Source organism: Roseivirga sp. (genome assembly GCF_034669765.1).
Lineage (GTDB): Bacteria > Bacteroidota > Bacteroidia > Cytophagales > Cyclobacteriaceae > Roseivirga.
The window spans coordinates 421,065-437,431 of sequence record NZ_JAXMOQ010000001.1 but is presented as its reverse complement, the minus strand read 5'-3'; the positions used below and the strand labels follow the sequence as shown (position 1 = coordinate 437,431).

Genomic DNA, 16,367 nt, shown 5'->3' with positions numbered 1-16,367 from the left:
AGTACATAGAACAAACAGAATTAAATCGCTTTTGCCTTTTTATAGGCATGTCCTTTAATGGCAATTGCAATTAAAAAAGGAACCCAAATTCCATCATTCATAATCAGGTGGAACAAGCCTTGATCGCCAACTTTCCCTTCTAAAATGACAGCATAGAACCATATTGCACCACCAATTTTGGTAAGCGCACCAATAAGCGGAAGGTACCAAAGTTTGCCGGGATGAAGGGCAGAAGCAAAATAAACAAAGCCTAAAATTAAGCCCGCTCTACCTTGCCAAATGATAATTTCTGGCGCGGCATTTTGGCTTTCGGTTACCCAATGGTAAAAGCTTTCTGGAAACCAGGCGATGAAAATGCCCCAAAACATATTATAAACACAGGCGATCAGTAGAAATCCGCGCATCCAGTTAGGAAATAAAGCTTGTTGTGTTTTCATCGTTTTCATAACTTAAAACTTTAGCAGATTGTTAGCTTTGTTATTGTTCTGCAAAGGACGGTAAAACATTTAAATTAAACCCATGAAACAACCAAATCCCCGTAAGTTCAGAATTCCAATTGCCGCTTTTTTGGTGGTACTGTTGGTTTCTTCTGGTTTTGTAATGGGCTACAAAGTAGCTCAGGAAATCAAAATCGAAAAGACTGATGTTCAATCGGCTCAAAAAATAATTGACCTGCAACTGACTGATGCTGAGATTGAACAGCTACTTCCTAACCTGAACAGAGGTTTGGCGGATGTCCGCGAACTGCACGAATATCACTTAGATAATGCAACTCCGCCAGCCGTTTTATTCAACCCGAATATTGGGAAAACAAACTTTCCTGCTCAAAAGAAAATTGAATGGCTTTTGCCGAATAAGGTAGAAATGCCAACAGATAAGAACGACTTGGCTTTTTATACCGTGGCGCAGCTTTCTTCCCTGATTAAAAATAAGAAGATCAGTTCGGTTGAGCTTACCCAATTCTTCCTCGACAGGCTAGAAAAACACGGAGGAACGCTAGAGGCCGTCATTACCATTACCAAAGAACGCGCTTTGGCGCAGGCCAAAAAGGCGGATGATCTGTTGGCGAAAGGCACTTATTTGGGTCCGCTGCACGGTATTCCATACGGAGCAAAAGATTTGCTTGCCGTTCCGGGCTATAAAACCACTTGGGGAGCTGGACCTTATAAAGACCAAGACCGTGGTGATGAATTGGCCACCGTAATCAAAAAATTAGACGATGCTGGAGCAGTTTTAGTCGCTAAACTTACTTTGGGCGCTTTGGCCATGGGCGATGTTTGGTATGGCGGAACCACCAAAAACCCATGGAATTTGGAGCAAGGTGCCAGCGGATCTTCAGCGGGTTCGGCTTCGGCTACATCGGCTGGTCTGGTGCCTTTTGCTTTGGGCACAGAAACCTTGGGCTCTATTGTTTCGCCTTCTACCCGAAACGGGGTGACTGGCCTTCGACCTACTTTTGGTCGAGTGAGCAAAGCAGGTGCGATGGCGCTCAGCTGGAGCATGGACAAGATTGGCCCGATTGCTCGAAATGCCTTCGATTGTGCTTTGGTTTTTGAGGTCATCCGGGGTTCTGACGGGATCGACCTTTCGGTACAAGACGCCCCTTTCAATTATAATGGGAAAGTGGATTTATCGAAACTAAGAGTGGGCTACCTCAAGTCTTATTTCGATAATACCCGCAACGAAACTCAGAAGAAAAACGACCAGCAGGTGCTGGACGAGTTGACAAAGTTGGGCGCAGATTTGAAACCCGTAGAATGGGTTTCTGACCTTCCTTTTGGAGGAATGTTGAACATTCTTTCGGCCGAGGCTGCTGCTGCTTTTGATGAACTGACACGCTCTAACCGAGACAGTCTTTTGGTTCGACAGAACTCAGGCGCTTGGCCAAACTCCTTCCGCGAAGCGCGTTTTATTACTGCTGTAGATTACATCAACGCCAACCGTGTGCGCTATGAAGTGATGCAAAAAGTGAATGAATTGATGAAGGATTATGATGTGATTATTAGTCCGAGCACGGGAAATAACCAGCTTTCAACGACCAACCTTACAGGGCATCCGGCAGTGGTGATGAAAAATGGCTACAACCAAAACGGAAGTCCAACCAGTATTTCGTTTATTGGCAACTTGTATGATGAAGCCACGATTTTAGCGGTGGCCAGGGCTTATCAAGACGCCACGGGTTTTGATGAAGAGAACCCTCCTCTGTTTGTGAAAAAATAGAGGTCATTTGGGTTTATTGTTTGGTGCTTAAAAATTGAGAAAATGCTCTTAGCCATTGATGCAGGGAATACCAATATTGTTTTTGGAGTTCATGATGGAAACGCGTGGATTCACGAGTGGCGATTTAATACCCTCCCGATAAAAAATCAGATCGAATATGAGGTGTTTTTGCGTCTCAATTTTATGGAAAACGATCTCAAATTGAGCGATGTTGACGGCATCATTATTTCCTCTGTGGTGCCACAAATGAACGGCATTTTGGCTGAGTTCTGGTCGAATTTAATTGAATGCGAGCATGTATTTATTGGCCCGAAATACTACGATCAATTGCCCATTATCACCAGCAACCCCCACAGCATTGGAACGGATTTAATGGCCAATGCCATGGCGGCCCATTGTCTTTATAAAACCGATTGTATTGTGGTGGATTTTGGCACCGCCCTCACCTTTACGGTGGTGGAGGCTTCGGGCAATATTCACGGGGTAAATATTGCTCCGGGCTTAAAAACAGCCATTAAAGCTTTGGTTGGAAATACGGCACAGTTGCCAGATGTGCCTTTGGAATTACCCACATCAGTAATTGGAAAAAACACGGTGCATGCCATACAAGCAGGAGTGCTTTGGGGCTATGTGAGTATGGTGGAGGGAATGCTCGATCGAATTCAAAAAGAGATGGGGAGAAATTTCAAAGTAGTAGCCACAGGTGGTCTTTCTTCAGTGCTTACCCCGCTCCACGAACGCTTTGACGAAGTGAACCGCCACCTTACCCTTGATGGCTTAAGGTTGATTCATGAGCGGTTGAAGTGAATATGATCAGATGTGGTCTCAGCGAGACGCAAAGACCAGTTGAGCAGTTGAAGTGAAATTAATGTTGTAAACTTTTTGATCCTCAACGCTTCACTCATCTTCGTTTGTAACGAAGATGCTACAAAGTGTAAATCGAGTTAAAAATGCTTTACTAGTTCCTTATTGTTGTAAATGAGGAGGAGTGAGTTAATTCTTCAACCTTATTGTTTTAAAAATCTTGAGAACAAGGTCTTCATCATAGGTTTTTGAAGATATCATCATTTCTACCCCGTAGAATGTTCTCCATTCATCTTCAAACTTCTCCTCAGTATAATCTTCCACCTGTATGCTCATCGAACCACCGTTTTTTGGTATGGCTAATAATCTGATGGTGTTATTAACAGTGTCGGAGTTAAATGAATAGTTATTTTGATTTATATCGCTCTCTTGTAAATTAGTTACATAGCCAATAAAAGAACTGTGATTAAAATAGATTCTGGTTCCCCTTCCTTTAATATCTCCAATAATACCATCTGAACTATTTCTTTTGATGTACCTAAAATCGTCAGGTATATCAACTGTAAAAGGCCCCACATCAAGCCTTTTCCATTCTTTGTTGCCATCTATTGAGGAATAGTATTTTGAACTATTTCTTAGTTCAATGTCAAAAAAGGAAACAGTGTCAATAAATGCGTTTGGGACAAAAATTATTACGACTAACAAGATAGCCAATACAGAAACCAATATTTTAAAGAGTCTCTTCATTTATCTCAATTAAAGCCACTCTAAAAGTACATAACAAAATAGGTACTCGCCAATCGAATGTGCCAGGTGGGGTAAACCGAATTAAAAATACTTTAGTAGTTCCTCCTCGTTGCAAACAAGGAGGCGGAGTTATTTATCATTTTCAAATTGACTAAATTAAGCCTCTAACCACAATTCAACCTTATGCACAAGTACCTTCCCTTTTTGCTGCTCTTCGTCATGTTAGGCTGTAAAACGCCTTCAAGTGAGCCAACAGCTGCGGTCACCAGAGAATATTCCGATTTGGTCGATCTTTTTAAGGCATGGAGAACATTTGAAAACCCTCCACTTCTTGATGGTGCGCCTGATTACAGAGAAGCTACTTTCAAAGAACGGTTTCCAGCCTTTAAGCAACTTCAAGCAAAGTTATTGGCGATGGATACCGCTGGTTGGTCAGTAGCCGAGCAAGTAGATTATCACATTGTTTGGGCAGAAATGAACGGCTATGATTTTAATGACCGGATTCTGAAACCTTGGCAAAGAGACCCTGCTTTTTATAAAACCATTTGGATGGAGCGCAGTGATGTTCCCGCACACGAAGGGCCAACGAACCATGGCGCCATCGATATATGGAAATACGATTTCCCTTTAAATACTGAAGATAGAGCAAAGCTTTTAAGTGGGTTTGAATCCATACCCGCCTTTAACGAACAAGCCAAAAAGAACCTCACGGGCAATGCAAAAGACTTGTGGATTGCGGGCATCAGAGACATTCGAAACCAAACGAATGATTTAAACACCATCAAAAAATGGGAAAGCATAGCCAATGATAATGAAATGACCAGCGCGATTGATAAGGCAATTAACTCCACTAACGACTTGGTCACTTGGCTAGAAAGTGAGGGAAAAAGTAAAACGGGACCATCGGGTATTGGTAAAGAGAATTATACTTGGTATCAGCAAAACGTTCATTTGGTACCGCTTACTTGGGAAGATGAAGTAATGATTCTCAAAAGAGAATTGGCCCGTGCTTGGACAGCCTTGAAATTGGAAGAACACCGCAACCGCTATTTATCGGAGCTTGAAGATGCCAATTCGCCAGAGGAATACGATGCCATGGCAGATCGATCGGCCAAAGGCTTGCTCACCTTTTTGTATGAGCAGGAAATAGTCACCGTAAAGGATTACTTCGACACCGCTTTGTACGCCCACCTTGGTGAATATATCCCTCGTGAAAAAAGGAACTTCTTCTCGATTGGTCAGCACTTTGATGCCCGCCCACTTTACTCGCATTTCTACCATTGGTTCGAATTGGCAAGAATGGACAATGAACCACAAGAAAGTGAAATCAGACGAGGTGCTTTGCTTTACAATATTTTCGATTCGCGCAATGAAGGCACCGCCACCGCTGTGGAAGAAATGTTTATGGATGCTGGATTGTATGATGATGATCCGAGGGTGCGCGAAATCGTGTACATTATGATTGCGCAAAGGGCAGCACGTGGATTGGGTTCTCTCTATGCCCATGCCAACGAGATGAACAGCGAAGAAGCAGGAGGAATACATTCAGAATTTACCCCTCGCGGTTGGATGAAAACCGAAAAGGAATTGCTTCTTTTTGAGCAGCATCTTTATTTAAGGCAGCCGGGTTATGGCACAAGCTATATTACGGGTAAGTACCTTTTAGAAAGCGCCATGGCAGATTATGCACGAGTTACTGAAGGCAATGGAGAAACTTTTAAAGTCAAGAATTTCTTTGATGAATTGAATAGTATTGGTTCTATTCCTATTGCGCTCGGTCATTGGCAAATGACGGGAGTGGACGATCAGGTGAAGCTAATCACGGTACAAGATTAACTGCTAAAGGCTGGAAGTTATGTTGAAGACTGACTCATCTTCAACTCTTCACTCATCCTCGTTTGTAACGAGTATGCTGCACAGTGTAAATCGCATTAGAAATGCTTTGGTAATTCCTCCTCGTTGCAAACGAGGAGGAGGTTAGGCAAGATTGTCGCTAAAGGCTGGAAGTTATGTTGAAGACTGACTCATTTTCAACTCTTCACTCATCCTCAACTCTTCACTCATACTCGTTTGTAACGAGGATGCTGCACAGCGTAAATCGCATTAGAAATGCTTTGGTAATTCCTACTCGTTGCAAACGAGGAGGAGGTTAGCTGCTAAAGAATACGATAGGTACTCACCAAAGGCTGGAAGTAATGCTAAAGATTGACTCATCCTTGTTTGTAACGAGGATGCCGCACAGGTCCAAAAATGAGATAGAACAATAGCTGTTTTAACGGTGTAGGGCAAAAGATCGTTTGAGGTAAATCGCATTAGAAATGCTTTGGTAATTCCTACGCGTTGCAAACGAGGAGGAGTGAGGACTTTTCTTACAATTCATCCAGCGGATTCTACGGTTCGGTAACTCTTTTTTTTAGGCCTGGCAATTTGCCCTCACCTTAGTGTCATCATTAAAACACGAAGTCAAAACTTAAAGCCAAAAGCCATGAAAATTTTAAGCACAGTTATTACAGCCCTATTATTATTTACAAGTTCATTCAGTCCACAACCACAAGACAAAGTCACCATTACAGTAACGATAAGTAATGTTCGCAATAGTACGGGTTCCTTATTGGTCGGACTGTATAATAAGGATACTGACTTTCCACAAGGCGAGCCTTATATGACCCAGGTAGTGGTGTTAAAATCATCATCTGATAAAAAAATAACTTTTGAAGGAGTGCCTGCCGGAGATTATGCCATTGCGGTAATACACGATGAAAACGGAAATGAAGACATGGACACAAACGAATATGGAATGCCTACTGAAGGCTTTGGGTTTTCGAATAATGCCATGGGCAGTGATGGTCCCCCATCGTTTAATGATGCTGCTTTTGCAGCAAATAAGCATGCCGAAATCACTTTTGGTATGATGTATTTGGGAGGCTACTAAACCTGAGCTTGCAAATAAATTGAAGCCGTGCGGGAGTACGGCTTTTTTTGTTTTCGTGAGTTTCAAAACATCATCATGTGTTTTGATTTTCCTTCCACTCATCCTCGTTTGTAACGAGGATGCAGCACAATGATGAAACCAAAATTCTATAGTAGTTTCTGCTCGTTGCAAACGAGCAGGAGAACTAGTTGGTATCAATACTTAAAACAAGGCAAAATGGTATCTCTGCGGGTGCGTTTTACGATTTGGCCAAAACTGATGGTCAGTGAAAATTCATGGGCGCCACCGGTGGAGCCCGCAAGGCTTGAAACCGTAAAATCGTAACTATAACCGATGGACAGGTCTGGGGTGATTTCCAAACCTAATAGGCCAATGATGGATTCATTTTTTATGACTTTATCTACCGTTTGCACGGGGATACCTCGGTACCAACCACCAATCACCAAAGGCTGAAAATAGAACTGCATGCCTGCATCCAATTGATTGAAGCCCGCCTGCTTTTTATAGTTGAGCGCAAAAGTGACCGATCGCTCCTGAAAGGCATAAGAAATAGTGCGGAGTCTTCTACCATTTCCTAGGTTGAGTTTATATCCCGCATGAACGGAAAATTTTCTAGCCAATCTACTTTCTTCTCCTAAAAAGGATTGGTTGGGCTCATTGATATGATGCACTGCCGCACCAATCCATAGCGTATTGGTATAAAACAAGCCGCCAGCCGAGGCACTCATAAAATCAACTTTTTTACCACGGTCAAAAGCTTCGCCTGAAGGTCCAATGACCTGCCCGTTGTCAATGTCAATCTGGTTGCCGAACACTAACTGTTCGAAATTAAGGTCTTTGCTGAAGTAGGAAAGCTGAATACCTGTGCGCATGACCAAGGCATCTGAAATTCTCATTTTGTAGGAATAAGCAGCTCCAATTTCATTCGACTCATAATTTAAAAAGCTTTCTCTGTATTGGTTTACAATAACGCCCACACCACTCTCAATGGCTTTGGAAAAGAAATCGGCATAGGCCGACATGGTTGTGAAAGAATGGGCAAGTGAAGGCCATTGATTTCTATAGTTAACTCCTGCTCTGCCACGGTCAGTAGAACCTACTAAAGCTGGGTTGAGGTACATGGGAGAGGCATAAAATTGCGAAAACTGCGGATCTTGTGCTTGTACCTTTTCTGACCAGAAGAGACTGATTAAACACAAAGTGAGAGGTAGAAGTCTTTTCATAGTGTTTGTTTAATTATTTAATCAGTGAGAAAACCCCATTTCGTTCTGCCTTCAAACCGTTTTGGGTAAACCCAGAAATTTTGTAGACATAGTTTCCATTTTCCGCAGGAATCCCTTTTACAATTCCATCCCAGCCTTTGGTTTCCAATAGTGTGGTACTGAAAACCAGTTCACCCCAAGTGTTGAAAACAGAGAATTGTACAGTAACTAGGCCTAAGAACTCTGGGCGGAAGTAATCGTTGTTGCCATCTCCATTGGGGCTAAAAGCGTTCGGGGTCATAATTCTGTAGCCTTCTGTAATTTCTAAAACAGTAGTTTTGGAGGAAGTGCAACCCGTATTGTCCGTTGTAATGAGGGTGACAGTGTACTTTCCGGGAGAATCATAAGTATGAATTGGATCGATTTCATCTGAATCGAAACCATCTCCAAATTCCCAATCCCAATCGATAATGTCTCCTACAGATTCATCATAAAAATTGACAGGATCATTCGCGGCTAAATCTCCCATTTCCCTAAGCGATTCTGCATTGTATGAGAACTCTGCTTCGCCAAAATCTGGAATCGAAATGTCTATGGCTTTGGATTGTACACAACCTCGGTTGTCTAATATCTCTAAACTAAGTCTTCCGGGTTGGGTAAGAAAAACTTCGTTGTTGTTGCTACTGCCTAAACTCCATCTGTAGCTGTAGTCTCCTGACCCGCCCGTTACATTGGCTTTTACCCTCATGCCAGCCAGTCGGTTTTCACAATCCACTTCCCGAACGGAGGTGAGCCCTATGCGCAAAGGCTCTGGCTGCTGTACCGTGTAGGTGCCTTGCACTTCACAACCGTATCGATCTGATACAGTTACCACATAGGTTCCTGGTAAAACATTTATAAGTTCAGACGTTGTTTGCCCGTTGTTCCAACGGTAGGTATATGGCTCTCTTCCTCCCGAAACAATCACATTCACCCTTCCACTTTTTGGATCATTGCAACGGGCGGCCTCTTCAATATAGGCGTCTAAGGTGAGTGGTAAAGGTTCAATAATGTTGAACAGTTTTTGGATGGTGCAGCCTTTCTTATCCGATATCAGCACGTTGTATTGGCCAGGCGCCAAACCTGTAATTACTTCTGTTGAAGCCCCTGTATTCCATTGGATGGAGAGTGGTGCAATTCCACCTTCAATATTGAGGGAAATGGAAGCGTCATTCGCTCCTACACAACTCACTTCCGAAATAAAAGGAGCTGCAATAAAGCGTTCTGGAGTGCTGAGTGTATAAGATCCTTGCACAGAGCAGCCATTGGCATCGGTAATTTCAACAATGAAAGTTCCGGCTGAAATACCGACTAGGTTTTTGGTGGTGGCTCCATTGCTCCACTGATAGGTATAAGGGAATACTCCTCCGCTAACATCGAGGTCGATAGAACCGTTTCTATCATCAAAACATTGACTTTCATTTATTCTGGCGTCTGCAATAACTAGAGGACTTGGTTCTTCCACTGAGAATACTTTTTCCGTGATACAGCCTTTTGCATCTGAAACTCGAATGGTATAATCTCCAGCAGTTAAATTTTCAATTTTTGGGTCTGTACTTCCTGTACTCCATAGGTAAGTATATGGAGCAGTACCACCTTCCACACTCAGTTCGAGGGCTCCGTCTCCATCGCCAGCACATGACAATTGCAAACCACCTTTGGCGCTAATACTGACAGGTTTTGCTGGTTGTTGAATACTAAAGCTCTGCTGAACCAAACAGCCATTGGCATCGGTAACGCTTACCGTATAATTGCCAGCCATTAGGTTATTGATTTGTCTTGTTCTGGCCCCATTGCTCCACAGGTAGGTATAAGGAGCAACGCCACCTGAAGGAATTGCGTTGGCGAAGCCCGTATTTTCACCAAAACAGGCAAATTCTTCGGTCCTATCTACCGTTACCCCGAGGGCAAGTGTTGGTTCAGAAATAACGACAGAAGCAGTGGTCGCACAACCTGCGGCATCTGATATTTTTACCTTATATACACCAGCCGAAAGGTTATTGAGCACCTTTCCCTCCGACCCGTTGTCCCACACATAGCTGTACGTTCCACTGCCTCCTTTTACATTGAGCACTATGGCTCCATTAGATTCTCCTTTGCAGAGCACGTCCGTTTTCTGGACGCTGACATTTAAGCTTCTAGAATCACCAATTTCTACCGAAGAAGTGCTTGAGCAGTTATTGGCATCGGTGATGGTGAGGTTATAGGTTCCCCCAGCGACATTGATTAAATCTTTGCTTGTAGCGCCACTACTCCATACGTAGGTGTAAGGTGCTGTTCCACCACTTGGGGTAACGATAACGCTTCCATTGGCATCTCCAAAACAGGTAGTATTGGTTACGGCTATGTCCGCGGTTATTGCGTTGGGTTGGTCAATGGAATAAGAAGCCGAGAAAGTACAGCCATTTTTATCGGTCACCTTCACATTATAATTTCCGGCAAAAACGTTGACTAAATCTCTCTGTACTGCACCGTTGCTCCAGAGGTAAGTGTATGGTGCTGTTCCTCCAGTAACGGTTAAGTCGATTCGTGCATTTGGTAGACCATTGCAACCTACATCGGTAATTGTTGCTGCAGCATTTAGCGCAGAAGATGGTGCTGAAATTGTAATGTTTTTTGTGGTTGTGTAACCCTTGGCATCAGTGACGGTCAACTCGTAATTGCCTCCGGCTAAGGATGAAATGTCTTTGGTAGTACTTCCATTGCTCCAGAGGTATGTGTAGGGTGCGGTTCCACCAGATACTTGGATAGTAATATCGCCATCACTTGCCTGAAAACATGACACGTTATTGGCGGTATGATTAAGCGTTATTGGCAAGGGTTGGGTAATGTTGTAGCTTCGCGAAACGCTGCATCCTTGTGCATCGGTAATTTGTACCTGATAGCTGCCTACTGCTAAATTGGAAAGGTCTTCTGTTGTGGCTCCATTGCTCCAAGCATATGCATATGGAGCGGTTCCGCCAGTTACAGTTAAATCAATGGAGCCATCTGTAAGGCCATTACTGCTGATGTTTTGAGCGGAGCTGGTAGAGGTTAATGCATCAGGGGTTGTAATGTTGTAGCTTTTTTGTACCGAACAGCCATTCGCATCGGTGATGGTTACATTGTATGTACCAGCAGCCAATCCGAAAAGATCTTGGGTAGTTTTACTATTACTCCAAGCGTAAGAGTAAGGAGCTGTTCCGCCTGTAACAGTTAAGTCGATGGTACCATCATTGGCTCCAAAGCAGGTTAAATTGGTATTGGTTTCTGAGACCGAAAGCGCGGCAATTGGCTGAGTGATTTGGATATTTTGTGTTATCGAACAACCATTTACATCCGTTACGGTCACCGAATAATTTCCGGCCGCTAAGCTTGAAACATCTTCCGAAGTAGCGCCATTTGACCAAGCGTAAGTATATCCCCCAACCCCTCCGGTAACTGTGATGTTGATTGCTCCAGTTGTGTTGCCAAAGCAAAGCACATCGGTTTTAGTGAAGGAGAGCTGCATTGCGGCAGGTTCCGTAATTTGGAAACTTTTAGAAATGGAACATCCGTTGGTATCGGTGATTTGCACCGAATAATTACCTGGTGTTTGTGATGAAAGATCTTCAGAAGTAGCGCCATTCGACCATAAGAAAGTATATGGGGCAGTTCCTCCCGAAGGGCTTAAATCAATCGCTCCGTTATCAGCGCCATTGCATGTAATATTTGTAACGGAAGCAGTGGCTTGAACTTGGCTTGGAGAACCGATGGTAAATGTAACAGAGACGGTACAACCTCTAGCGTCTGTAACTACTACTTGATAATTTCCTGCTGTTAAGCCAGAGACATCTTGGGTGGTTTTTCCATTATTCCAAGCATAGGTATAAGGCGCTGTTCCACCAGTAACCGTTAAATCTACGGCTCCGTTATTTCCACCAAAACAAGATACATCTGTAGTTGTTCCTGTAGCGGCAAGCGCAGCAGTTGGCTCATCAATAATTACAGTTTTTACGGTTTGGCAGCCCTTATTATCGGTAACGGTCAAGGTATAGGTGCCTCCCGAAATATTGGCCAAATCTTTTGTTATTGCTCCATTACTCCATGAATAAGAATAAGGAGCATTACCACCAGAAATGGTCACATCAATATCTCCATCACCTTGCCCAAAACAGGTTACATCTTGCTTTGTAACGGTGGCCACTAAGGCCAAAGGTTCAGTAATGGTATAAGTTCGATTTAATGAACAGCTGTTGGCATCGGTGATCGTAACTTGATAAGTGCCTCCGGAAATATTGGTGAGGTCTTGTGTTGTTGCTCCATTGTTCCACGCATATGTGTAAGGAGCTGTTCCTCCTGTTACCGTTAAGTCGATTGCTCCATTTAATGTTCCGTTACATGTCAAGTTTGATGTGGAGGCCGTAACATTTAATGCGCTTGGCATTGTAATGTTGAAGGTCTCTTGAACTGTACATCCATTGGCATCGGTTACGGTTACTTGGTAAGCGCCAGGAGTAAGTCCAAAAATATCGCGGGTGGTTTTTCCATTGCTCCAGCTGTATGTATATGGAGCGGTTCCTCCCGAAGGAACTAAAGCAATCGAGCCATTATTCGAACCGAAACAGCTAAGATTGGTAACGGTGTTTGTAATGGATAGGGCCGCTGCTGGCTGATTGATTGTAATGCTTTTTACGGATTCACAACCATTTCCATCAGTAATAGTAACGGTATAAGTCCCTGCTATTAAATCTTGGATATCAGCTTGAGCTTGGCCGCTATCCCAACTATAGGAATAAGGCGCAGTTCCTCCAGTTACGGTGAGGTCTATAGCGGCATTGTTGCCTCCAAAACAGTTAACATCTGTATTGGTGTAAGCAATATTGAGTGCCGTAGGTTGACTTATGGTGAAGCTTTTGGAAGTGGAGCAACCACGGCTGTCAACAATTTGAACAGTGTGGGACCCGGGAGCCAGGCCACTGACATCTTCAGTATTATCTCCATTGGACCATACAAAAGTGTAGGGTGCTTCGCCTCCGCTAACCGTAATATTAATCTTACCGTCATCTGCTCCAAAACAGCTAATGTCAGTTGCTGTTCCTGAAAGGTTGAGAATGGGCGGATCGGTGATGTCATAAGAACCGGTCACTTGACAGTTATTGGCATCGCGGATGGTAACACTGTATGTTCCAGGGGATAGACTACTTAGGTTTTGGCTCGTGCTTCCGTTTGACCAGGTGTAAGTGTAAGGCGCGGTTCCGCCTGATACACTCAGACTAATAGCGCCATCAGTGGCACCATTACAAGTAATTTGTCCCACCGTTGGAGTGAAAGTTAACGCAGCGGCTGGCTGATTAATTTGAACGACCTCCGTAGTGACACAGCCGTTTGCATCGGTAATGGTAGCAGTATAGCTCCCCGCTACTACACCATTTAGATCTTCCGTTATCGCCCCATTTGACCAGGAGTATGAATAAGGTAAAGTTCCGCCAGAAACGGTGATATTTGCTACTCCAGTGGCATTACCAAAACATAATACATCTTGTTTTACACTTGTAGCACTTAAAACTGCTGGTTCGGAAATGGTTATAACCTGTGTGTTCTGGCAGCCATTGTCATCGGTAACCGTGACGGTATAATTCCCATTAGTAAGCCCTGTCCTGTTTTGCTGTATGCTTCCATCATTCCATATATAGATATAAGGTGCAGTTCCTCCACTTACATTAAGATTGATAATTCCATCATCAGCACCGTTACAAGTAATGTCTGTTTTAGCAGGGCTAACAGCAAGTGCGGCCGGTTCCGAAATGGTAAATGAATCAAATTTGATACAACCATTCGCATCGGTTACTTTCACGGTATAAACGCCAGGGGCAATGTTGTTTAAATCTTGAGAAACAGCCCCAGTATTCCATACGTACGCATATGGAGCAACTCCGCCAGTTACTGTAAAATCAATTTTACCGTTGGCTCCACCATTGCAAGTCACATTAGTGGCTGTCCCACTTAAAACCAATACTTCGGCTGGCTCATCAATGGTAATGGCTTTAACAATCGAGCAGCCAGAAGCATCAGTTATGGTTACAGAATAGTTTCCTGCGGGTACGTTTACTAAATCTTCAGTTACTGCCCCATTCGACCATGAGAAGGTATAAGGGGCTGTTCCATCGTCAGGCGTAAGATCAATGGACCCAGTAGATTGACCTTTACACAAAACATCTTGTTTCACGACAGTAGAAGTGAGCGGATCGGGCTCTACGATTGTGAAGGATTTGTTTATAGAGCAACCGCTGTCATCGGTAATGGTTACTGAATAGCTGCCTGCAGAAAGGCCTGTAATACTGCTGCTTGTTGATGCATTATTCCATAGATATGTGTAGGTACCGGTTCCGCCAGTTGGCGCCAAAGTTATACTTCCGTCCACTTGGCCATTGCAACTGATATCTGCAACTACAGCATTATCCACAATTAGTGAAGGCTCACCTAATGTTACACTTTGAGTTACTGTGCATGATGTACCATCGTCTTTTACTGTTACGGTATAGGTTCCAGCAGGTATATTACTCAGTGTTGCGCCAGAAGCTCCAGTATTCCAGTTATAAGTATATGGGCCAGTTCCGTTACTGGCAAGTACGGTGATACTTCCGTCTGCTTGCCCATTACAAGAGGGTTCGTTGAGTGTGGGGGTAACAATAACTTTTGGAGGATCGGTGACCGTGTAGTTGTTAGTGTAGGTACATCCGTTTGCATCGGTTACGGTGATGGTATAGTTGCCTGAGGCCAAAGCAGAAGCAGTCGCGGTATTTGAACCACTAGACCAAACGTAGCTATAAGGAGCGGTTCCTCCTTGCATTACCACACTTAGGCTACCGTCACTTTCCCCAAAACAAGAAGGAGAATTATTGGTGATGGACTGAACAGAAAGTGCTGCTGCTGGCTGGTTTATAGTATAGGTTCCAGATACTGTGCATCCATTTTTATCAGTTACGGTTAGTGTATAACTGCCAGCTGTTTGATTATTTATGGTTTTCACTGTTTGTCCAGTGGACCACGAATAAGTATAAGGAGCGGTTCCGCCCGAAGGGTTTGTTTCTATCTTTCCAGTATTATCACCAAAGCACTTAACAGCAGTAATGGTCGGGTTAATGGCCAAGGCATTCGGCTCTCCTACGGTGAAAGTTTTTGAAAATGTGCAACCATTACCATCGGTTACGGTAATCGTATAGCTACCTGCTGTTAAACCCGAAATGTCTTCGGAAGTTGGTCCATTGCTCCAGCTGTAGGTATAGGTTCCATTCCCCCCAGTTACCGAAATATTGATGGCTCCGTCATTTCCCGTATTACAAGAGGCATCGGTGATTGAAGAGGTTATGGCAATTGGGTCTGGAGAGTCAATGGTATATGTCCTTTCAACTACACAGCCCTTGTCGTCAGTAATGTAAACCTTATAGTCTCCAGGAAGTAAGCTGTTGATTGTAGCCCCAGCTCCAAGGTATGTTGCTCCTGGCTCGGTATACCATGCATATGTATAATTTCCCCAGCCGCCTGTTCCTGTCACTTGTAAGCTCCCATTAGCTGAGTCGCTGCAGGTAGCATCGGTTTTTGAGACTAAAGAACCACCTAAGAAATTGGCAGGCTCTGTTACTGAAAAGGTAATAGTTCCATCGCATCCATCTTCATCGGTTAGCACCAGTTTATAGTTATCCACACCGAGTCCGGTAATTGTAATTGTGGTTCCACTTGCATTCCCTGTACCAACAGTACCGCCTCCGCTATTAGTGAGCACCCAAGAATAATCTGGGTTTCCATTGGCCATACTGACGACCACTTGTGCATCAGAACCCTCTTTACAGCTTACATCATTTACCACTACCGAGCCCACCAAATCAGGGGGACTAGTAATGGTATAGACCGCTGTAATTGTTTTGCCGTTTTTGTCAGTTACGGTAACTCGATAATCGTCCGCTCCTACGCCATTAAGTAGAAAAGAATTTCCACCCACGATGGCTCCCCCAGAGTCTTGCCAAACAAAAGTTAAAGGCAAAGCACTTATCTCGGATGATACGGATAGACTGATTTCGCCAACACAGCTATTAATGATTACACCATTTATCGTGGGCCCTTGAGCAAAGGCACTTTGGGCAAGACCAAAAATGGATGCAAATAATATAATTATTCTAATAAACCACTTTTTACTGTCCGTAATCAGCATTTTAGTTGGTGTCCAGAGTGATAGATGAAAGAGAGTCTAACTGAGACTAAAGTATGCGTTTAATTACCAATAAGCAACTTTTTTAAAATTCAGAGCACTTAGAATAACACAATTTGACGAACGAAAAATAAGACCAGCGTTTTGTATGAAATATAACTATATGAAGTTAACTGGCGTTTGAGGAAGTGTCAGTCACAGAAAGTAGTATTTGAACGGCTTAGCAAAAAATGAGGGTGATATTGGATAGAAATCA

8 protein-coding genes are annotated in these 16,367 nt (G+C 43.5%); 4 read left to right on the top strand and 4 right to left on the bottom strand.

The window, feature by feature from the left end; all coding sequences use genetic code 11:
- Positions 1 to 20: 20 nt before the first annotated feature.
- A complete protein-coding gene (locus tag VOI17_RS01905; protein WP_323755544.1) occupies positions 21 to 446 on the bottom strand; it encodes a hypothetical protein in 426 nt (141 codons plus the stop codon).
- A 73-nt stretch (positions 447 to 519) separates the two neighbouring features.
- On the opposite strand from VOI17_RS01905, the gene VOI17_RS01900 reads away from it, so the two are divergent.
- Both VOI17_RS01900 and VOI17_RS01895 read left to right on the top strand, forming a co-directional pair.
- Positions 520 to 2,220, top strand: coding sequence for an amidase (locus tag VOI17_RS01900; RefSeq protein ID WP_323755543.1), 1,701 nt, complete (start codon positions 520 to 522; stop codon positions 2,218 to 2,220).
- A gap of 42 nt (positions 2,221 to 2,262) precedes the next feature.
- Positions 2,263 to 3,027 (top strand): type III pantothenate kinase, encoded by a 765-nt coding sequence (locus VOI17_RS01895; RefSeq protein WP_323755542.1) that lies wholly within the window; start codon positions 2,263 to 2,265, stop codon positions 3,025 to 3,027.
- A gap of 186 nt (positions 3,028 to 3,213) precedes the next feature.
- Here VOI17_RS01895 and VOI17_RS01890 read toward each other — a convergent pair whose 3' ends face one another.
- On the bottom strand, positions 3,214 to 3,771 hold the full coding sequence (locus VOI17_RS01890) for a hypothetical protein (RefSeq protein ID WP_323755541.1): 558 nt from the start codon (positions 3,769 to 3,771) through the stop codon (positions 3,214 to 3,216).
- Between the two features lie 183 nt (positions 3,772 to 3,954).
- Between VOI17_RS01890 and VOI17_RS01885 the strand changes: the two genes are divergently transcribed.
- Together VOI17_RS01885 and VOI17_RS01880 are read left to right on the top strand one after the other, a co-directional pair.
- Complete coding sequence (locus VOI17_RS01885) at positions 3,955 to 5,607, top strand: hypothetical protein (protein WP_323755540.1); 1,653 nt, start codon at positions 3,955 to 3,957, stop codon at positions 5,605 to 5,607.
- A 649-nt stretch (positions 5,608 to 6,256) separates the two neighbouring features.
- On the top strand, positions 6,257 to 6,703 hold the full coding sequence (locus VOI17_RS01880; protein ID WP_323755539.1) for a DUF2141 domain-containing protein: 447 nt from the start codon (positions 6,257 to 6,259) through the stop codon (positions 6,701 to 6,703).
- Positions 6,704 to 6,897: 194 nt separating this feature from the next.
- Here the strand turns inward: VOI17_RS01880 and VOI17_RS01875 are convergent, their stop codons facing one another.
- Both VOI17_RS01875 and VOI17_RS01870 read right to left on the bottom strand, forming a co-directional pair.
- Complete coding sequence (locus VOI17_RS01875; protein ID WP_323755538.1) at positions 6,898 to 7,926, bottom strand: type IX secretion system membrane protein PorP/SprF; 1,029 nt, start codon at positions 7,924 to 7,926, stop codon at positions 6,898 to 6,900.
- Positions 7,927 to 7,939: 13 nt separating this feature from the next.
- Complete coding sequence (locus VOI17_RS01870; RefSeq protein ID WP_323755537.1) at positions 7,940 to 16,114, bottom strand: PKD domain-containing protein; 8,175 nt, start codon at positions 16,112 to 16,114, stop codon at positions 7,940 to 7,942.
- Positions 16,115 to 16,367: the final 253 nt, after the last annotated feature.